This window comes from Candidatus Cloacimonadota bacterium (genome assembly GCA_020532085.1).
In the GTDB taxonomy this organism is placed as follows: domain Bacteria; phylum Cloacimonadota; class Cloacimonadia; order Cloacimonadales; family Cloacimonadaceae; genus Syntrophosphaera.
This window is the reverse complement of the sequence record JAJBAV010000036.1, coordinates 1-20,178: the sequence shown is the minus strand read 5'-3', so window position 1 is coordinate 20,178 and position 20,178 is coordinate 1. Positions and strand designations below refer to the sequence as shown.

Below are 20,178 nucleotides of genomic sequence, written 5' to 3'. Positions count from 1 at the left end.
GGGATTAGATGCTGTATCTGGTTCTCAGCGTCCTCTGCTCTGTCCTGATCGCCAATCTGCTGATGGTGTTCAACCGCGGCGAAGGGCGGAACATTCTCCCGGTCTTTCTGGGCAACTATCTGATGGCCTCGCTGTTCGGACTGGCCAACCTCAGATTCCGCCTGCCCGCTTTGCCCGCCTTCGACATCCTGCTTGGCGTGGCGGCGGGAGGACTGTTCCTGGCGAATTTCTGGGTCTATCAGCGCTCGATCGTGGTGAACGGCCTGTCCCTCTCCGTGGGCGTGATGCGGATCGCCATGATCATTCCCATCCTGCTGGCGGTGTTGGTGTTCCGCGAAAAACTGTCCTTCTGGAACGGCCTGGGCATCGTGGCCGGACTGGCCGCGTTCAGCCTCCGCGCCGATCCGCGGCAATTGCGTGATTTCCTGTGGATCGTTGCCCTGTTCGTCATTTCCGGGCTCACGGACGCCAGCCTCAAGGTTTACAAGGAGCTGGGCAGCGGGGCCGAATCCGCCTTCGTGCTGGTGATCTTCGCCGCCGCTTTCGTCTTCACCCTGGCCACCATCCTGCTGCGCAGGATCCGTATTCCGTTGCAGAGCATCCTGCTGGGTTGCGTTCTGGGTATTCCGAACCGCTATTCCACCGTCTTTTTCCTCAAAGGGCTGGACAGCGTCCCGGCCGCCGTCGCCTATCCCCTGGTGGCTGTCTCCATAGTGCTTCTGAGCATCGTCAGCGACCTGCTGGTCTGGAAAAAGCGCGCCACTCCCCGCGACGCCATCCTCTGGGCCTTGCTGCTGCTTAGTTTGTTGCTGCTCAATCTCCGCTGATCAGTCCAATAGCGTTATCCGGCCCACCCTGTCCCTTCCAGATACCCGCAGCCGGGCCAGATACAAGCCTCTGCCAAGAACCTCCTGCCGGTCGTCTTTGCCGTCGAAAACCAGGCTGTGCGCACCTTTCGCCTGAACTCCCTGATACAGCTGGCGCACCCGGCGCCCGCGCAGGTCGTAAACCGCCAAGCTCACCTTCGCGGGTCTTTCCAGGCTGTAGCTGATGGTTGTGGACGGTTTGGCGGGATTGGGATGGATCTCCAGCCTCGCCAGCGCCGGCGTGAACGCGTCTTCTCCAACAGCCACTTCGGGATAGCCTGAATGGACCTGGATCAGGCCATTCTGATTCTGCTCCAGCAGGTCAAAGTAGTCGATCAAAGCGGAGACCTCGCCATCCAGAGCGTAAGCCAGCCAGGCCAGGATCACCGCGACAACCAGTGGATCGCTGTAGATGTTCAGATGCCCCAATCCATTGAAGGAGACGTAGCTTTTGTATTCCGAGGCCAGGTTGGCAAAGATCGGCTGTTGATGCTGTGCGGGCGGAGTGATGCTGTCTCCGCCTCCGGCCAGGGTGAGGGATGGCACGGTAACCTCCGCGGCGGCGTCGATCGCGGAGGGATCGGTATCGGCGGCGGCCAGGGTGATCAGGGCATCCGCCCCCGTGTCCGCGGCAGCCAAAACTGCCGCTCCGCCGCCCATCGAATGGCCCATCAACACTGAAAACTGCATCACCATGCCCTGGAGTTCAGAGCCGCCCAGAAAGCTCTCCGCCAGAACGCTCTGCGCCACAAAATCCAGATCCAGCGCGAAATCCTGGTGATCCGGAAAGAGGCTTCCCTCCGTGGTGGGAAAAGCCATTATCCAACCTTGGGAGACCAGTTCGTTGCGCAGCGTGGCGTAGGTGGAAACCGGCAGCAGCCAGCCATGCCCAAAAACCAGCAGGGAAAAGGCCACTCTGTCCTGCCTCGGGCTGGGCGTTTCGGGCACCGGATAGTAGATCTGGGTGGCTATCTGCCTGTTGTCGCGCCCCGGATCAACATACGTGCGGTTGAGCTGGGCGACCGTGTATGCCGAAATCGGGGCCGCGAAGCTCAATGCGAGTGTCAGCATCATCGTTCGGAACAAGTTTCACCTTCCCTGCGTCCGCGGGGGGACTTCATATTTACCCTGGATAAGTTAGCCTGATCCGGTCCCGCGCCAAGCTCGACGCGCTGCATGGCGTGATATTGCCTCAGGTTCTGGCGGCGGCATGCTTGCCAAGATTCCCGCTTGACACTTTTAGACCGCGTTTTTTTAATGCCACAAACTGTGAAAATTGCCTTTCCGGGAGGAAAAATGCGGTCCCAAGCCATCTGCTGCCTGCTGTTGCTGGTCCCGGCCCTGATTTGTGGGGCGGAGGCCGCGGGCCTGGTCACGCACATCAATCCCAGATTCACTTACAAACTCGATCATCCGGCCGATTGGCAGGTGAAGGAACTGGCGGACAGCGGCTGGTTCGAAGCCAGTTCCCAGCTGGACAAAGCCTCGCTGCCCAACACTTTCCGGGTGGAGGTATCCCCCCTGGAGGAAGAGCCGGAGGATTTCGCGGCCTTCATGGAGCGGGGCGCCGCCGAGCTGCGCGCCGAGCTGCAAAATGAGCTTCCCTCGCTGGACCCCGACGCCGTCCGGATCATCTCTTCCCAAGAGATCAGCCTCGGCAAACACCGCGCCCACCGCCTCGATTTCAGCTATCCGCTTTACGGCGCCCTTACCCTGCGGGCCATCCGGGTGCGTGTGCCTCATCAGAAGATGCTTTACATTCTCACCTGCTCTGCCGAGGAGATCTGGTATTTCGAGCAGGTGGCCCCGGATTTCGAGGCCATCATCGCCTCCTTCCGCGTCCAGCGCCCCAACCAGGATTATCTGGACAACTACATCCGCGCCCGGGCCGACCTCTCCGGCGGGGATTGCGTCATCCACTGGCAGGGAAAGGCTTACAGCTTCATTCCCGGTGAACGGCGCAAGGACCTCTTCGATGTGGAGGGTTACCACATCCTGCGCGCGGTGCCGGATGAGCGCGGCTATCTGCTGCTGGGCAAAGAGGTGATGCTGTTTCTGCACAATCAGAGCGGCGAAGTCCTCTCCACCTGGCTGAATCCCGTCTCGGGCAGGAATGTTCCTGTGCTGCATGTATTTAACGACCCCGCGAATATGGACCTGCGCTTCACCGACGAGTATTTCCAGCTGCTGCATCTGGTGCTGCCCTCCACTCCCGTGGGCGATCAGCTGGTCTGGCACAACGACCTCTTTCCCCACTATCCGAATGTCCTTTCCCGCCAAGAGTATCCGCTCTTTTCCCAGAGCGACACCTATCAGGCGGCCGACCTTTCCCAGTACCTGGTGCGGCAAAGCGATCTGGAAGATCCTCTGCTGCAAAGCGTTCCGGCGCTCTACACCTTCACCCGGATCTATCCCTGGCTGCCTTTCATGCGCATGGGCGAACGTCCGGGAAATGTGATCATCACAGGCCGCGGACGCAAACTGGAAGGCGGTTTCGGAGACCTGCCCCCCTGGCTGCGCGACTACGTGCTGGCCAACGCCCCGGATTTCGCGCGGGCCCCGGACGCCTACAGCCAGCCCAACGCCACCATCTGGACGAACTTTAAAAAAATGGCCGAAGCCGGCTTGATCGAGCCGGAAAAGCCATGACCGGCCCCAATATTCTGTTCCCAAGAGGACACCGCCATGAAAACTAAACTCATCCTTTGCCTGCTGCTGCTAGCGGCCACGCTGCTGGGCGCCCAGCTTTTGAATCCCTATCAAAACATGGTCCACAGCTCCCGCTGCGCCGATGGCAATCTGCGCCTGCGCTGGCAGGACCCCACCGGCCTGGGCATGGACACCCAGTGCTGGTACAACGCCGGCGGCAACGGCTGGCAACAGGCTCCCACCGGGGTTTACAGCGATGTGCAGATGCAGGCCCTGCTTCCTTACGAGTTTGGCCAGAACCTCCGCTACCGCCTGCGCACCGAACTGGTGCTCATGGAGGAGAACCTGGTTTACATGCACACGCCCTACCTCGGCTCCGAGCTCTTTCCCCCGTCCGTGTCCAACCTGGGGCAGATCGGCACCGACGCCGTGGGCGATTCCGTAACCACCTACGCCCCCAACCTCGACCTCACCGAAAGCTGGTTCGGCGCCACCCCCACCAAGCTCTATTCAGCTTTGGCCAATGTTCCAAACAGCTTTCCCACCCTCAACAGCGTCTTTTCCTACAACGTTTACATGACCACCCTTTCCAACCCCGACACCGTGGTGGACACGCTTTCCTACGCCATGATCTATTCCTTTTACATCGCCGACGTGATCCAGCCCGGGCTCTACAAACTGCGCCTGGGCGACGCCGGCCTGCCCTCCTTCACCCGCATCGGCAACATCCAAACCATGGTGCTGGGGGGAAAGCTATACATGGCCTGCGATCTGGCCGACCTGACCAATGACCCGGATTTCGGCGCCTGGCCCAATTCCGTGAACGCCCTCGTGGCCGCCAGCCTCACCATGAAACTCAGCATCGATCCCAACACCTACGCGCTTGACTACGGCATCGGCGATTACAGCACCCCGGGCATCCTCTTCTTCGAAGACCATTCCTACCAGGTGGCTGAAAACACCCTGCCGCAGTGCTCAAACTATTGGTTCGACCTGATGTCGCATACCTTCAGTTTCGACTATTACGACGCGGAGGGGGATTTCCCCCTGCAGATGGAACTGGTGCTGCCGGATCTACAGGTTTTGGAGCCCCTGCCCCTGAGCCACGACTTCAGCCAGCCCGTCTCCTATTCTGTCCAACTGCCCGGCATACCGGATTTTGCCACCCTGCGCTGGAGCGATAACGCCATCGACATTCCCGAATATCTGCACTGGTTTGTGGGCACTGATGACGACCTCTTGCCCGCGGCGGAACTCAGCTGCCGCCTGCCCAATCCGCTCCGGTGCGGCGATCCCTTCACCATCAGCCTGGCCGGGCTCTCCCGGGAAACCCTCAGCGTGCGGGTTTACAACCTGCGCGGCCAGAAACTGGGCACCCTCTACGAAGGAAGCGTGGCCCAGGCCGGTCTGGACCTGCCCTGGAACGGCACTCTGAACGGGACCGGTCTGGACAGCGGCGTCTATTTTCTGCGGATAGCGCAGGGCGGAAGGTCGGCCGTTCAGCGTTTCGTGATCACAAAATGAAGGATGGCAAAGCTTTAGATGTTCATTGATTATGCCAAGATAACCGTCAAACCCGGCAACGGGGGCGACGGCGTGGTCAGTTTCCGCCGGGAAAAATTCATCCCCAAAGGCGGGCCGGACGGCGGTGACGGCGGCCGCGGCGGCTCGGTGATCGCCATCGGCGACGAAAACGTGAACACCCTGCTGGATTACCGCTTCAACAAGCTGTTCCGTGCCGAGAACGGCAAACCCGGCTCCGGCTCCAGAAAAACCGGTGCCGGCGGCGCCAACGTCTATCTGCGCCTGCCTCTGGGCACCGAGATCTTCCGTCTGGACGAGGGCGGCAAAAAGGTGAAACTGGCCGACATCACCACCCACGGCGAAGAGATCATCCTGGCCCGAGGCGGCCACGGCGGCAAGGGCAACAGCAATTTCGCCACCCCCACCGACCAGGCCCCGCGCCACGCCACTCCGGGCCGCGTAACCCGGGAAATGGAACTCGAGCTGGTGCTAAAACTAATGGCGGATGTGGGTTTGGTGGGCTTTCCCAACGCCGGCAAATCCACCCTCCTCAGCGTGCTTTCCTCCGCCCGGCCCAAGATCGCGGACTATGAATTCACCACCCTGGAACCCATGCTGGGCGTGGTGCGCGTTAGCGATTACCAGTCCTTCGTGATGGCGGACATCCCCGGCATCATCGAGGGCGCTCACCTGGGCAAAGGCCTCGGACACCAGTTCCTGCGCCACATTCAGCGCACCAGCCTGCTGCTCTTTCTCATCGACATCGGCGCGCCCGACCCTGCGGAAGCCTTTCGCACCCTGCGTTCCGAGCTCTATTTCTATGACCCCTTCATGGACAAAAAACCCTGCCTGGTGGCCCTCAGCAAGCTGGACACCGTTCCCGACGACGCCCGCGAGGAAATCCTGGCCGGCGTCAGGGCCCAGTTCCAGAAAGAGTTCGGGGTGGACGCCATCTCCATCTCCGCCGTGGGCCAGATCAACCTGGACGAGCTGAAGTACCGGCTCTTCAAACTGCTGCAAAGCCTGTGACCGAACATCTGCAGGCCTGGCTCTGCCTCAAATCCGCGCCGGGGCTGAAACTCAAGGCCGCCCTGGAGCTGCTGGCCAAGTATCCCGATCCGCTGGCTTTCGTGGGCCGGAAAGACCATCCCCTGCAGGCGGACAAACGGCTGGAACCATCCCTGCGTGAGCATCTGCGCCTGGCCGTCCCGCATCCCCGGCTGCAACAGATCACCAAACTCTGCCAGCATTACCGCGTCGAAGCGGTGTTTTACGGCGCGGAAAACTATCCCCCCGCCCTGGCCAACATCCTGGCCCCGCCGCTGATCCTCTGGCATCGCGGTGATCTGGCTGCCGCCCTGCAACAGGTGTGCCTGGCCGTGGTGGGCACCCGCAAACCCACCGCCTATGGCCGCGCCAGCTGCGCCAAACTGCTGGGCCCGGTTTGCAAACAGGGCGCCACCATCGTCAGCGGCCTCGCCAACGGCATCGACACCGTGGCCCACACCACCGCGCTGGAAAACGCTTCCCGCACCATCGCCGTGCTCGCCGGAGGCCTCGAGACCATCTATCCCCCGAACAACCGCGACCTGGCCGAGCGGATCATCGCCCAAGGCGCCCTGGTTTCCGAATTCGATCCCGGCACCAAACTCGATCCCTGGAATTTCGTCGCGCGAAACCGAGTGATCTCCGCCCTCGCCAGCAGCGTGTTCATCGTGGAAGGCCCGATGGACAGCGGCGCCATGATCACGGCCAAACACGCCATCGAGCAAAACAGAGATCTGATGGCCCTTCCCGGCGAGATCAACCATCCGAACGCCCAGGGCCCGAACTACCTCATCAAAAACGGCGCCCAGTGCGTTACCTCACCGGAGGACATCCTCTCGGCTCTGGGCTTGGATGCCTCTGATGATCAGCAATTGGAGATATTGCCGCAGCTCAGCGCTGACGAACAAAAACTCTATGACCTCTTCACCGGCGAACAACGCGAACTGAGCTTCGACGAACTGCTGCTCCGCTCCGGACACAAGTTCGGCAAACTCTCCACCCTGCTGCTGAACCTCGAGCTAAAGGGCTGCATCAGCAAAACCGGCGGAAATTCCTTCATCCTGGGCTGATCACCCTCCGGCCCCCGCCCCGCTGGAGTCGAGCGACGCAGGAGCATCGACTACAGCAGAACATCCCCCACCCCGCCCGAACCCACGTCATTCCGGGCTTGACCCGTCGGGGTCCTCGCCGGACAACTTGTTGGCCGGTGGGGTGAATCGAATCCAGAAACAACCCTGCTCCGCCCAGCCTGTCATTCCGGGGTAGTCGCGCCAGCGACTGGGGCCCCGGAATCCACTTCAAAACACACCCCAAGAAACAACGTCATTCCGGGCTTGACCCGTCGGGGTCCTCGCCGGACAACTTGTTGGCCGGTGGGGTGAATCGAATCCAGAAACAACCCTGCTCCGCCCAGCCCGTCATTCCGGGGTAGTCGCGCCAGCGACTGGGGCCCCGGAATCCACTTCAAAACACACCCCAAGAACCCACGTCATTCCGGGCTTGACCCCTCGGGGCCCTCGCCGGACAACTTGTTGGTCGGTGGGGTGAATCGAATCCAGCCCTCGCGGGAATAGCTCACCCAGCTGGAGTCGAGCGAGGCACGAGCATCGACTACAGCAGAGCCGCGGCGAAACGCCGCCCAAAGCTCGAGGGGAAGAAGACGGAAGGCGGTGGCTTCAGCCACCGTTCCTGGTTATCAGCGGAAAAAAAGAGACGATCTCCGGCGGTTTCAACCGCCGGCTGACGTTCACCCCCTGTATCCGGTGAAAAGGCCGTAAACGTGACCTCCGGAGGCCGCGAAGGGCGAATCACCGGGTGTATTGCCGGTGCTTGAAAGCACCGGACATCGTCTTTTTGGGGGTCGGTCCCCGGGCGGTGAACGGTGGCTGAAGCCACCGCCTTCCGTCTGCTGTCCTCCGGACAAACAAACCATGAGCCTCTGCGTCATTCCGAGCCTGACCCGGATCCGCTACGAGGTGATAACAGAACACATAAGCTCCCACAGCGTTGTAGCCGACCACCTTGATCTTGTAGTAAGCATTGGCGGGTGGGGTGAAGTACAGATCGTAATTTGTGCCTTCCCCGCCATCATAGTTATATTCGAGCAGCGTGGTCCCATCATCCAGATACAGATAGATGTCCGTGTCGATGGTGCCGGTGGAGTAGAAATGATAGTTCCTGTCCGTATAACCGTAAAAGCGATACCAGTCCAGGTCCGTACCGGAGTGCAGGGTGTGGTTTTGGGCACCAAGGAACGGTGTCGGGTCTATCAATGTGTAATCGGCGGCGTCGTCATCCGGCTCATAGCTGTCCGGATCCACGCGGACCAGCTCACCGTTTTCACTGCTGAGTTCGCTGTTTTCGCGGATGAGATCAATTTCCCTGCTCTGTTCCCGGGTCCCGCTGCCGGGAAAAGCGGCAAAAACGGGTATTACTGCTGTTATCAAAAATAGCAGGGGCAACAGAAACTTGAGATTTGTTTTCATGATATTCTCCTGTAGTTGGTTATGGGAATATTGTATCCTCAGAGCCCGGGTGGATATCTCAGGCTGTCGATATTGAGGGTGATCGATGGCCTTCATCGGTCCGTGTTCGCCGGTTGCATTTCTAATGCCGGTGATGACCTGATAGTGGCAGTTTGCAATGCGATCCAGGAAATCGATTGCTGGTCATTTATCGCTTCGGCTTTTCCCCTGGCCAGACTGATACATTCCCCGGGATCGGATGGCATCAATTGATAAGCAATCTGAATGATGGCGCCCACGTGAGGTGCTATATTTTTGTCCTTTTTGAGCAATTTCCCCATGTCGGTAATGATCCTATTAAGTTAAACAGATTAAAAAAATCATTCAGATTTTTCAGTTCAATTTGGTCAAGTATTATTTTTGCAAGCAGTTTCAGGGTGCTATTGGAGGGCTGCGCCGCATTTTAAGACCCGGGAATGCCGATTCTCCGCGTCGCGTACCGCTACTCTCCCGGAATGACAGGGCTGGCTATTCCCACATAGTCTGGATTCCGTTTCTTCGTTCCGGGATCACAGTGTCCCGGCGGATCGGCGTCCGCCGCTACTTGACGTTATAGTATCTTATCAGCGTAAGCTACTGTAAAGCAAGGTAGTTGAAAAATACAAGCAGCACTTTGGCAAATACGATATTTAGAGTCATATATCGTGCTAACTAATTGTGGTTTATAGCCACTAAACAAACATAATCCGTTCATATCTAAAAACAAATTAATATAGTTAAATCATAGTCAAAGAGAGGGGATTTTGTCGCGGGCCATTGGGGCTGTATCTTTTTGCTGATGCTGATTTAAGGATGGACACCAAGTGGCGAAAGAAACAATTCGATTGCCTTCCCCCCCTGGCTGGGCCAATACCCGAATCAACTAAAAAAACACAAGCCCGGATTGGGGTGATTCGAATCCAGCCCTGTGTGTCATCCCGGGGGAGCGTGCGCCAGCACGCGGGGCCCCGGGATCCAGCCCTCGCGGGAATAGCCAACCCTTTCCCCCTTTCTCCCTTTCCCCTTTTCCCCAATTTGTGTCAATATGTGGACGAAAAAACCCCTTCCCACAATTCGGAAAAAAGATATCATTGGTATCAGATTTAACTAATCTAAAATGCGGAAATTAAACCAGTAACATTTCCCTTGACACGATACCAGCATGTTGACAAATTGTCCACATACTGGAGGTAATATGACAGAGCAACTGCTAAACGTCAGCCGTCAGCCCTTCGACTATCAGTATCTGAAGGGCTTGCTCAGCGGATACAGATATCCCCGCAACAAGATCAGCAAGCTGCTGAAAACCGGGGAGATCATCGCGCTGAAGAGCGGCCTCTATGTTCTCTCAGAGCGCTTTGGCCGGGACCTTGTCCCCGAGGTTGTTGCCAATCTCCTTTACGGGCCTTCCTACGTCTCTCTGGATTACGCCCTGGCCAGCTATGGCCTCATTCCGGAACTGGCTTTCCAGGTCACCTCTGTCACCACCGGGCGCCGCAAGGCCTTTGAGACCGCGGTGGGGACCTTTAGCTACCAGCATCTGAAGCCGGAATATTACAGCCTGGGCTATCAGGCGCGGGAAAGCGGGGACACCAGCTATCTGATCGCCACCCCGGAAAAGGCCCTCTGCGACAAGCTGTATTTTACCTCCCCCCTGGAAGATGCCGCCACTTTGGAGCGCCATCTCTTTGCAGACCTGCGGATCGATTTTGCCCGCCTGCGCGCCCTGGACAGGAAGCTGATCTCGCGCCTGGCTGGTCTGGCTGGAAAGCGCAACCTCAAACTTCTGAAGGAGCTGACGCAATGAATGCCCATCCCCTGAACTCTTTCCTGCGCGGATATCAGCCGGGTAACACCGGCGATCATCGCCGCAAGCTGCGCGAACTGATCCAGAAGATCTGCCTGCTGGGTCTTTGGCGGGGGACTTTCTTTGAACACGCCGCCTTTTATGGCGGCACGGCTTTGCGGATGCTGTACGGCCTGGACCGCTGGTCGGAAGATCTGGATTTCTCGCTGCTGGAGGAAAAGCCGGATTTTCGGCTGGGAGACTGGCTGAACCCCGTGCGCCAGGAACTGGAAGCTTGGGGGATCAAAGCGGAGGTGGACCTCTCTGAGAAAAAGGCCAGCCAGATCGAATCCGCCTTCATCAAGGCCAACACCCTGAAAACCCTGATCGACCTTAAAATTCCAAGCTCCGAACTCAGCCGGCTGCATCGCGATGAGGTGAGCAGCGTGAAATTTGAGCTCGATCCTCACCCGCCCTGTGGTTTTGAGAGCGAAAGCCGCTTCCTGCTTGAACCCATCCCCTTCAGCGTCCGGGTGATGAGCCTCCCTGATCTCTTTGCTGGCAAGATGCATGCGGTTCTGGCCCGCGGCTGGGCCTCCCGGGTCAAAGGCCGGGATTGGTACGATCTGATCTGGTTTGTCCGCAGCGGGGCCACGCTAAACCTGGACCATCTGGAAGCCCGGTTGAAACAGAGCGGCCACCTGGAACAGGAAACGTCCCTGGACGCGGATTCTTTCCGGGCTTTACTACGCGCCAGGATCGGCAGCATAGACTTTGCCCAGGCCAAACAAGATGTCCTGCCCTTTATAACCGATCCCGCAGCGCTCCAAAACTGGTCGAAAGAGCTGTTCCAAGATTTGCTGACAAGCATCACGCTGCAATGATCCGGACTATCATGCGGTTTTTTAACTGCCACTATCCGGGAGCCAATTCCTTAACTGGGAAATGAGCGAAGCATGGAGTTCAAAGCCCAGCCAGGGATATAACCTTTCGCCCGGCTTGCAGGGGGGGGCTTCATGCAGCCGGCAGAACATACCGCCAACCCAACCTGTCATTCCGGGGAGGCGGGGTCCTCGCGGACGAGCGCAGCGAGTTCGTGGGGTTCTGTAGGGTCCCGTCGGGGTCCTCGCCGGACAACTTGTTGGCCGATGGGGTGATTCGAATCCAGCCTGTGTGTCATCCCGGGGGAGCGTGCGCCAGCACGTGGGGCCCCGGGATCCAGGCCTCGCGGGAATAGCCAACCCGACAAAACGCCACCTCGCCACCCCGCCAACCCTTTCCCCCTTTCCCCCTTTCCCCTTTTCCCAATTCGTGTCAATTCGTGTAATTTGTGGACGAAAAAACCCCTTGACATCCAGCCCGCCCCGATTATCTTATCCATATACGGATAAGCGGCGATTTGCTCTTTGCTCCGCGTTAAAAATGTGCTAAGGTGACGTGATCCGGTCCCTTGCGGCCGGTATTTTTTTTGGGCAGTCGCCGCTTTTCCGAAACAAAGGAAAAGGAGGCCGGCCATGGCCAGCACGAACGACACAGGGAAAAAGACGGGAACGGGCGGACAGCCCACCCGGGAAGAACAACCCAGACCAACCTCGGAGGATAAATTCGTCGAAGAGTTCCTGGCGAAACTTGAAAAACTCGGATTCAAGGTGAACAGCCCCGAAGAGGTCCGGCGTCAGTACGGGGGCAAGATCTGCGCCGATTTCATCCCCTACCCAAGAAAGAAAGCGGAAGAACCAGAAACCCAGGCACCCAACCCGGGAAAACCCCGGGAACCATTTCCGAATAAGGACAGCGGTCCTAAAAAGAAATGAGCCCAGGACGAGGAACGGCCCGGGCGTCGCTTCCCGGGCCGACTTCGAATTATAAAGGTTGACAGGATAGGAGATATGCGATCATTGGGCAAACTTCTTTATGGGGAGTAAAAAATGGCTGACCAGTTTTTCGAATCGATTATACGCTTTCTTAGGCAGACTCAGACAGATGATCTAAGCTCTAAAGACTATCCAAGAGAATATCACGATCTAAAAGTGAAATTTGGTTTTGGAGCAGGCAATCAAACGAAGGTTCCCTGGATCGCTTTCAGGGGGTTTGGTCAAGAGGTCCAAAATGGCATTTACCCAGTTTTCCTCTTTTATAAATCCAAGCAAGTGATGATTCTGGCCTATGGGATAAGCGCTACTAATACGCCTGAAAACAAATGGGAATTCGATGGGACTGAACCTCAGACCATAGGTGACTACTTTCTTTCAAACGGTTTGGGTAAGCCTGATAAGTTCGATCAATCTTTCGTTAGTAAGCCATATATAATTGACTCCGATAAAACTAATTTCGGTCTGGACGAAGCTGAAGTAATGACAGACCTTGATGCCATTATTACCAAATACAAAAATCAGTTTAAAGATCAACCTCTGCCGCCTCCGACACTTCCAGAAAACCAAAGATTCGACGTCTCTCATTTCGTCACTGCCGCCACCGCCGCCAATTACCGCGTCACTTCAGATCTGGCCACCCGTTACGTGGCCTCGCTGCTCACCAAGCCTTTTGTTATCCTCACCGGCCTGTCCGGTTCGGGCAAGACCAAGCTGGCCCAGGTCTTCGCCCAATGGATCTGCAAAACAGAAGACCAGTACCGGCTGGTCCCGGTGGGCGCTGACTGGACGAACCGGGAACCTCTTTTGGGTTATCCCAACGCCCTGGACCCCGGCAAATACGTGAGCCCGGACAGCCAGGTGCTGGAACTTATCATCGAGGCAGGCAAACCAGAAAACCAAAACAAGCCTTATTTTCTCATCCTGGATGAAATGAACATGAGCCACGTGGAGCGCTACTTTGCCGATTTCCTGAGCGCCATGGAATCCGGTCAGGACATCTTTCTCCACCCCGGTTCCGTTCCCATTGATGGCATTCCTCCCAGCGTGAAATTGCCTTCCAACCTCTTCATCGTGGGTACGGTGAACATCGACGAAACCACTTACATGTTCAGCCCCAAGGTCCTGGACCGGGCCAACGTGATCGAGTTTAGGGTTGATGACACGGAAATGGACGCTTATCTGGAAAACCACACCAGCTCCAAGATAAGCATGAAACAGGGCTTGGGGGCTCAATACAGCGGGGGCTTTATGGTTCTCAGAAATGGCGGTGGCGCCAGCCAGTCCTTTGCCCGGGAAGAATTGATGAAATTCTTTAAGGAACTCAAACCCATTGGAGCCGAATTTGGCTACCGCACGGCCGCCGAGATGAACCGCTTTTGCGCTTTGATGAAAGAGCTTGGCCCGAAAAAAGATGATAACAGCATCTTGGATGGCGCTATCCTGCAGAAGCTTCTGCCCAAAGTGCATGGATCGCGAAAAAAACTCGACCCAGTGCTGAAGACACTGCTTGGCCTATGTTTGGATGATCCCGACCCCAAAACCAGGGCGGAGGTAGTTGAGAAGCTGATTGCCGAAACTAAAAGGCCAGATGACCCGGATGTACCTGTTTCTTATCCACTCTCCTTACAGAAGCTTCTCAGGATGTACCGCAATATGACCGACAACGGTTTCACCAGCTTCACAGAGGCCTGATAAAATATGCTCAACCAGCTTGTGGACCATCGCCTGACCTTGTTTGATGGTTCCACCGCCTCGATCACCATTATCCCGGAAAGCCCCGACAGCCTGGAGATCATCAGCCACGAACTGGCTCTGGAACTAAGCGAGGCTGAAATCCAGGTATCCGAATCCTGCTCTTATGAATACAAGCTGGAAGGCTACCTGCTGTCCGAAGATCATAACGTGGTTAAACGTTCCGCCTTGAACAAATATTCAGGTCGGATCACGCCAGGCACTTATGTGGGGACCCTGCTAATAGATATCTTGTCGGCCGATGAGAACGTTGAAGTTGGCGAGTTGAAACTTGAAGTTCGCTCCAGGAAGATGGGCCACCGGAGTGATTACCAGAATATGCTTAGTGATATCGCGGACAATTGCAACGAACTTATCCTGCGTTCAAACACTCCCGTGGTTCAAATGGTCGGGCCTGTTTTCACTGATGTCTCCAAAGGGTTGTATCAGAGATTCGCTTTTCTGCGCTCTATCCTGGACTCTCAGGAGTTTCGGGACGCGGTTAACAAAGTTGTTTCTACTCCGGTGAGTTCGTGGAGCGTTGTGGAAACATCTCGCGACATCCGCAATGTCAGGCGCTTTGACAGGAATATGACAAGGCAGATAGCCTCAGCCGCCAAGAGACAATCTTTGCCACAGGGCCATTATCTTTCCGCGTCTTTGACCTCGATACCCACCGTGTTGGTTGGCAGCAAGAAAATCCCAACCGCCGATACCGCGGAAAACCGTTTCGTGAAACACGCTCTCAATACCTTCCGGGCCCTCTGCCTGGCGGTCAGGGAAAAGGCCGGAAAAGACCAGAGGTTGGCCGCTGAAGCGGGTGTGCTGGCCAACAGGCTGGACCAATGGCTGGGGAATTCGCTGTTTCGTGAGATCGGCCAGCCGGAAACCATTCCCCTCAGCAGCCCGGTATTACAGAGGAGGGAAGGGTATCGTGAAATCCTCAGGGTTTGGCTGATGCACGACCTGGCCTCCCGGATTACCTGGAAGGGCGGCGATGATGTTTATGGAAGCAATAAAAAAGACGTGGCCGTCCTCTATGAATACTGGGTGTTTTTCCGCTTGCTGGAGATTGTCCAGAATGTTTTCCGGGTGGAGCCAAGAGACATCGCTTCCCTCATCTCGCTGGACAACAGGGAGCTGAACCTCAATCTCCGCCAGGGAAAGCATCTGGCCATAAAGGGGGTGTATGAAGACAAGGGCAGGATCATGAACATTGAGTTCAGCTATAACCGGACGTTCTCCAGTACCGCCGATCCAGATAGTCATTCCAGCGGCTACCCCAAAGGAGGCAGCTGGACTAAATCTCTGCGGCCTGACTACACCTTAAGCATCTGGCCCCATGGCTTGGATGGAGCCGCCGGAAAGGCAATAGCGGAAGAAGAAGAACTGATCGTGCATATCCATTTCGACGCCAAATACAAAGTGGAAAAAGCTACTGACCTTCTGGGAGAAAGCCCGGTGGAAGGCAAGCCTTTGCCCGCGAATCCTCAGGATACTGACCTGATGAAAATGCATGCCTATCGCGACGCCATCCGTCGCACCGGGGGCGCTTACGTGATCTATCCGGGCAGCAGTTCTATGATTTACAAGGGCTTCCACGAGATCATTCCTGGCCTCGGCGCCTTTCCTCTCAATCCCGCCGCCGCCCAAACACACGCCGGGGATATATCCCTCTTCCTTAAAGAGGTTGCCGACCATATGATGGACCGGATCACCCAGCGGGAGAAAATCGCCAAAAAAGCTTATGAAACATACAAAAAGGGCAAACCAGCTCCCCTCTACGCCAAACTCCCCAAAGCCGAAAACTCCAACCGTGATTTGCTCCCGGACGAGACTTGGGTTTTGGTTTGCTATTACAGAAACGCCAAACATCTGGCCTGGATCCTGAGCAACATGCTCTACAACGCGAGGGCCAAGGGGCAGGATGCCCTGAAAAACCTGTCTCCGGAAGCCATCGGCGCCAAATATATCCTGCTCCATTCCAGCCCCACCTCAGCCCAGCTGATCTATCCGCTAAGTGAGGGTGGGCCTGTCCTCTGGACCCAACAAGACCTCATCGATCATGAATATCCTTCCAAGCCGAGTTCTCCTCATTATCTGGTGTACCAAATCAAGAAGCGTGAGCCTGTCCCGGAATTCAGAGGATTGAAGTTCAAGATCGATGAACTGGGAGTTTCTACAGAATATCGCGGAATCTATAAGCCCTTTCCGGTGACTTTGGATGTGTTGTTGCGGAATAAGCTATAGCAACACCATCATACCATAGTCTGTTGACCATAAGAAATTGATTTTGGTGCTTTATACTAAGCTAAGACCCTGTAGCTGTTTCTATGGTTGAATATCAAGCTTGATTCTGAAGGTCGGCCTGTTTAATGAGGATACTGAATATCGCCTCCCACTCTTTAGCCTTATCCTGTAACATCTTACGATACTTTTCGTTCTTCTTTATTGGGACAAAGTTCAACTTGTATTCGTATATTGGCCTATTTAAGTCATTAACTGTTATTCTGAAGCTTATCGACTCGATTTCTTCGGATGTAGTCTTTTTTCCCGACAATCCGCCTATTACTGCTCCCGCCCCCCCAAGCAGTAATCCTCCTACCAAAGCTCCGCCGACTTGACTGCCGCGCGCGCTTCTCGTAACAGTGACTCCATCTTCAACGATTTCACAGGCAAGAATATCTTTGTATCCAATTATCTTATGAGATATAACATTTTTGTCAATATTGAAAAGGCATATCTTATTATTTTCTTCATCGATTGAAAATCCGCCGTATTCCTTGACTTCGTTGATAGGTTGAAACGTGAAGAGCTTGCTTACTATTCCTTTAGAGACTGCTTTAAACTCCATTTCATCGGCTAAAGCAACGTATGTCCTGGAGGGGCAGAAGTCCTGAAGTTGCACATGTTCTTTTTTCCATTCGCCATTTTTAAGGATGTGAGCTCTTTTTTTTATCTCATCTATGCTCAGAAAAACGTTGCTGTTCATTACACAATAAAGAGAACCACCCCTAAAATCACAGTTCTCTATCTGGTATTCGTGCATAGAGGATACCACGTTATTAAGATATTTCTTTGCTGAGGCATCGCTCATAGCAGCCCATATCACGATAACAAGAACGAATAGGACTATACCGATTACAAATTCCATTTGAACCTCCTAACGAAGTTAAATCCACCTCTCATATCCTGTTTTCTAATCTGATGGTGAATACGTCCTATTTTCATTTTAAAACAAACTCCTAAGGCTGTCAAAAGCTCTCATAGAAATCATCAGAACCAAGGCACACATCATTATTCGTTTCATTAAATCCTCCATTTGTAATGCTGTTTGGACATGTATCAGATAAGTTGATTTTTGTCAAGCAGATATTTTCTCAATATTAAAAAAAAGACCAACCGGGAAGGGGGCCGCGTGCGCGGAACGCGGTCCCGGTTTTCCCGGCCGGCTTTGTTTTCTGGATTGGAGGTTGTGCTATGCATTCACCCAACGAATTTCATCTCTTGAAGGTGTTTCCCGCTCCCGTCCCGTCAGCCCTCCGCTTGTTTGGTGATTTCATATTCGTTCCCTTCACTTACATCAGCTTATCGAGCAGTTCATACCCTGGCACCGGCTCCAGCAATCCAGCTTCCACGGCGCGTTTGACGCTGCGGCAGGGAAGATCGTTGGTTTCGATGTGGATGCGCTCCAGGAATTCCAGGTCGATGCCGGGATCCGAGGCCTGGAGCGCGTACATCATCTTCATGAAGGCGTTGTACCAGTTGCTGAGGATATGTTCAGGACGGCTCTTGGAGCCCAGGCGGCGGTTGTAGATGTCGGTGTAAACCGTCATATCGGTTTTGAAGGCCTCGGAAGGGGCCAGGGCTTTGAGGTTGGTGGCGATGGCGGCAAAGCGCCTGGTCTGGGCCGATGGCCTCGGCTTCACGTGTGGCCTCACGATGATCCTCTGAAGCCGGGGATTGTAGTAGTACACCAGTCCGTCGCAGGTGCCACGGTAGGCTTGGAGCATGTTTTTGAAGTAAGCTCTCATTTGTTTCCTCCTTTGGTTTTTTTGTCCACGAATTACACGAATTCACACGAATTGAATGGTTTGAAGTAGTGGGGTGGTGACGTGGTGGGGTGAAAGGGTGTAACCGGGTTTGAACTCCCAGAGCCGACCGGTTGTACAACCTTTTCCCTTTTTCTCTTTTTCCCTTTCCTTTGTTACGGCTCTCTTGTTCACCCCTTGGTTGCCTCCGCCTCAGTTCCTGCCGGCTGGGGAGGTAGTCAGGCGGTGGTGGGCAGGGAGTGAATAGGATAGGCCAAAGGGAGCCCCTATATATAGTGGGTAACAAAAGAGGGGGGTGTCCACGAATTACACGAATAAATAGATCAGGGATGAACAGGATAGACAGGGATCAATGGGATTTATAGAAACAGAGGCACAGAGGGACAGAGGTGGGTCAAATAAGCACAAATAACTCAGTTAAGCATACGCCCGCTTATTTGCAACCGATTGGGACAGTATCAATTAGGTGTCAAATTCGCAGATTTGGCGTCTCTACTATATAAAACGCAAGGCTTGAGTGCAGAGAGGAGGATGTAGCATATAGTATATATAAATATATTAATATATAATATATATTATATATATCTATATTATTATCATATAGTTAGCACACCCATAACATCTTGCCCCCCACGAATCTCCACATATATATAGTAGACACATCATTTTTGCGAATTTGAGATTTAATATCTTGTGCCACAATGGCTTGCAAATAAGCAAGGGCTTGTTTATTTGAAGCTTATCTGCTTATTTGAGGGGAGGGAATCCCCTCCCCCCATTCAATGTTGGCTTGTTATTGCCCGGATTGCCCCCAAGAGTGCCGGATATCGGCATTCAGAACATACATTCGGGCGACTTTGTTATTAGGGCCGGTATGCGTATCAACTGTAATGGCCTCCCGCTCGATAAGCGATTCCACGCATTCCTTGAACTCACGCTTTTTCATGTGGGACATATTCATCAGGTCGGAATGCCTGGCCTTTCCATTGTACTTGTTCACCAGCAGTTCGACCAGTTTCCGTTCCCCGGACAGTTTGTCCTGTTCACTCACGATCTCCAGGAAGGGGATGGTGTTGGCGAAGTAGAAATCACAGAGGTAGAGGCATTGGGCGGCGGTTTCCTCGGAGACGCGGAGGCCATCGAAGAAGCGTTCGCAGCAGCCGCGCTGGATGGCCTCACCGAGCTCCTCCCAGATTTCCACCAGGGTGAAGATGGCGCAGAACTTGTAGAAATAGCCGTCGTAGATGCGGGTGAAGTAGCTCATAAGGTCGTCGTTGTTTTTGGCGAACCAGGTCTTGTACTGATGTTTATACACCTCATCCCTCAAGGAGACGGCCTCATCGGACATTCTGATCCGGTGGGAGCCGGGGATGGCGCGGAAGTGTTTGAACATGCCTTCGTAAATGGCCAAACGTTCCTCCAGGTCCTCGCCTTCCTTGGTATCGAGGTCGATGTCCTCGAGGTTGATGTCACGCACCACGAAGTAGATGAAGCGCTGGAGGAAGCCGCCGAGCTGGTCGGAGTTTTCGCGGATGTTGCGGTACATCCAGGCTTCGGTGGTGGCGGTGGAAATGCTCAGGGCGGGTTTTTTTATCCTTTCAGTCTTGGTCTGGTTGCTCACTGTCTTCGAAACGCCGTCGTAGAGCTCGGTGATTGTCTGTTTGTAGCCGGAATTGAAGTGCTTGTTCATCTCGGCCAGCCAGGCGGAGAGCTCGTGGTGGATGAAGAGCCGGGTGCCGTTCAGGGACAGCATTGAGAGCATTTTGGAGTAGGTGACGTTCGAGAGCAACTGCGTTTCCGCCTCGTACACGTCCAGCGGCATGTCCTCGTAGAGTTCCTCGTGCGGTTTGATGGTGTATCCGGCGTAGGTGATGGCCGTGGTTTTCCGGGAAATGGAGGAGGGGCCAAGCAGGCAGCTCCAGACGTTCGGGTAGATCCGGGTGGAGTTGGAGAGCATGTAGACCCGGTTGCCGAGGTTGACGGCGATGTGAGGCAGCCAGGCGCTGATCAACAGGCCGGGATGGCAGTCGGTGCTTTTGGAGGTTAGTTTGATGTAGTCACGCAGCAGCAGCGGGACTTTGTCCAGGTCCAGATCCACGGAGGGCTTCTTCCCGAAGAGTTCTATCAGTTCTCTACGCATGGTGA

The 20,178-nt window shown here is 55.1% G+C and carries 15 protein-coding genes; 10 read left to right on the top strand and 5 right to left on the bottom strand.

What is annotated here, in order from left to right:
* The first annotated feature begins 8 nt into the window (after positions 1-8).
* Complete coding sequence (locus LHW45_09215; protein MCB5285751.1) at positions 9-827, top strand: hypothetical protein; 819 nt, start codon at positions 9-11, stop codon at positions 825-827.
* Here LHW45_09215 and LHW45_09210 read toward each other — a convergent pair whose 3' ends face one another.
* Positions 828-1,952 (bottom strand): hypothetical protein, encoded by a 1,125-nt coding sequence (locus LHW45_09210; GenBank protein MCB5285750.1) that lies wholly within the window; start codon positions 1,950-1,952, stop codon positions 828-830. It lies immediately after the preceding gene.
* 210 nt (positions 1,953-2,162) lie between these two features.
* Between LHW45_09210 and LHW45_09205 the strand changes: the two genes are divergently transcribed.
* From LHW45_09205 to dprA, 4 genes are read left to right on the top strand one after another with little or no spacing between them, the layout of a single operon-like run.
* Positions 2,163-3,515 carry a DUF1838 family protein gene (locus tag LHW45_09205; GenBank protein ID MCB5285749.1) on the top strand — a complete coding sequence of 451 codons (1,353 nt, stop codon included), beginning with the start codon at positions 2,163-2,165 and terminating at the stop codon, positions 3,513-3,515.
* 36 nt (positions 3,516-3,551) lie between these two features.
* The gene (locus tag LHW45_09200) at positions 3,552-5,039 is read left to right on the top strand and encodes a T9SS type A sorting domain-containing protein (protein ID MCB5285748.1); all 1,488 of its coding nucleotides are present in this window, start codon (positions 3,552-3,554) and stop codon (positions 5,037-5,039) included.
* Between the two features lie 18 nt (positions 5,040-5,057).
* Positions 5,058-6,068 (top strand): GTPase ObgE, encoded by a 1,011-nt coding sequence (gene obgE, locus LHW45_09195; GenBank protein MCB5285747.1) that lies wholly within the window; start codon positions 5,058-5,060, stop codon positions 6,066-6,068.
* Entirely contained in the window at positions 6,065-7,156 is a 1,092-nt protein-coding gene (dprA, locus tag LHW45_09190) for a DNA-processing protein DprA (GenBank protein ID MCB5285746.1), read from the top strand. The genes obgE and dprA overlap by 4 nt, the downstream gene beginning before the upstream one ends.
* 738 nt (positions 7,157-7,894) lie before the next feature.
* On the opposite strand, the gene LHW45_09185 is transcribed toward dprA, so the two are convergent.
* A complete protein-coding gene (locus LHW45_09185; GenBank protein MCB5285745.1) occupies positions 7,895-8,572 on the bottom strand; it encodes a hypothetical protein in 678 nt (225 codons plus the stop codon).
* Positions 8,573-9,785: 1,213 nt separating this feature from the next.
* Here LHW45_09185 and LHW45_09180 point away from each other — a divergent pair.
* The 5 genes from LHW45_09180 to LHW45_09160 all read left to right on the top strand — a co-directional run bounded on the left by LHW45_09180 (position 9,786) and on the right by LHW45_09160 (position 16,231).
* Entirely contained in the window at positions 9,786-10,397 is a 612-nt protein-coding gene (locus LHW45_09180; protein MCB5285744.1) for a hypothetical protein, read from the top strand.
* A complete protein-coding gene (locus LHW45_09175) occupies positions 10,394-11,260 on the top strand; it encodes a nucleotidyl transferase AbiEii/AbiGii toxin family protein (protein MCB5285743.1) in 867 nt (288 codons plus the stop codon). The genes LHW45_09180 and LHW45_09175 overlap by 4 nt, the downstream gene beginning before the upstream one ends.
* Before the next feature lie 630 nt (positions 11,261-11,890).
* The gene (locus LHW45_09170) at positions 11,891-12,190 is read left to right on the top strand and encodes a hypothetical protein (GenBank protein ID MCB5285742.1); all 300 of its coding nucleotides are present in this window, start codon (positions 11,891-11,893) and stop codon (positions 12,188-12,190) included.
* Between the two features lie 114 nt (positions 12,191-12,304).
* Positions 12,305-13,942 (top strand): DUF3578 domain-containing protein, encoded by a 1,638-nt coding sequence (locus tag LHW45_09165; protein MCB5285741.1) that lies wholly within the window; start codon positions 12,305-12,307, stop codon positions 13,940-13,942.
* Between the two features lie 6 nt (positions 13,943-13,948).
* Positions 13,949-16,231: a DUF2357 domain-containing protein gene (locus LHW45_09160; GenBank protein MCB5285740.1), complete on the top strand. Its 2,283-nt coding sequence runs from the start codon at positions 13,949-13,951 to the stop codon at positions 16,229-16,231.
* 94 nt (positions 16,232-16,325) lie between these two features.
* On the opposite strand, the gene LHW45_09155 is transcribed toward LHW45_09160, so the two are convergent.
* From LHW45_09155 to LHW45_09145, 3 genes are all read right to left on the bottom strand, one after another.
* Positions 16,326-17,135, bottom strand: a complete 810-nt coding sequence (locus LHW45_09155) for a hypothetical protein (GenBank protein ID MCB5285739.1) — start codon at positions 17,133-17,135, stop codon at positions 16,326-16,328.
* 424 nt (positions 17,136-17,559) lie between these two features.
* Complete coding sequence (locus tag LHW45_09150) at positions 17,560-18,015, bottom strand: hypothetical protein (protein ID MCB5285738.1); 456 nt, start codon at positions 18,013-18,015, stop codon at positions 17,560-17,562.
* An 811-nt stretch (positions 18,016-18,826) separates the two neighbouring features.
* On the bottom strand, positions 18,827-20,178 hold a 1,352-nt coding region (locus LHW45_09145), incomplete at its 5' end, for a DUF3987 domain-containing protein (GenBank protein MCB5285737.1).

Excerpts from the sequence above, each read along its gene's own strand:
- LHW45_09170 (MCB5285742.1), top strand. The coding sequence starts at position 11,891 with ATGGCCAGCACGAACGACACAGGGAAAAAGACGGGAACGGGCGGACAG.
- obgE (MCB5285747.1), top strand. The coding sequence starts at position 5,058 with ATGTTCATTGATTATGCCAAGATAACCGTCAAACCCGGCAACGGGGGC.
- LHW45_09215 (MCB5285751.1), top strand. The coding sequence starts at position 9 with ATGCTGTATCTGGTTCTCAGCGTCCTCTGCTCTGTCCTGATCGCCAAT.
- LHW45_09185 (MCB5285745.1), bottom strand. The coding sequence starts at position 8,572 with ATGAAAACAAATCTCAAGTTTCTGTTGCCCCTGCTATTTTTGATAACA.
- LHW45_09200 (MCB5285748.1), top strand. The coding sequence starts at position 3,552 with ATGAAAACTAAACTCATCCTTTGCCTGCTGCTGCTAGCGGCCACGCTG.
- LHW45_09180 (MCB5285744.1), top strand. The coding sequence starts at position 9,786 with ATGACAGAGCAACTGCTAAACGTCAGCCGTCAGCCCTTCGACTATCAG.
- LHW45_09175 (MCB5285743.1), top strand. The coding sequence starts at position 10,394 with ATGAATGCCCATCCCCTGAACTCTTTCCTGCGCGGATATCAGCCGGGT.
- LHW45_09165 (MCB5285741.1), top strand. The coding sequence starts at position 12,305 with ATGGCTGACCAGTTTTTCGAATCGATTATACGCTTTCTTAGGCAGACT.
- LHW45_09155 (MCB5285739.1), bottom strand. The coding sequence starts at position 17,135 with ATGGAATTTGTAATCGGTATAGTCCTATTCGTTCTTGTTATCGTGATA.
- LHW45_09150 (MCB5285738.1), bottom strand. The coding sequence starts at position 18,015 with ATGAGAGCTTACTTCAAAAACATGCTCCAAGCCTACCGTGGCACCTGC.
- LHW45_09160 (MCB5285740.1), top strand. The coding sequence starts at position 13,949 with ATGCTCAACCAGCTTGTGGACCATCGCCTGACCTTGTTTGATGGTTCC.
- LHW45_09205 (MCB5285749.1), top strand. The coding sequence starts at position 2,163 with ATGCGGTCCCAAGCCATCTGCTGCCTGCTGTTGCTGGTCCCGGCCCTG.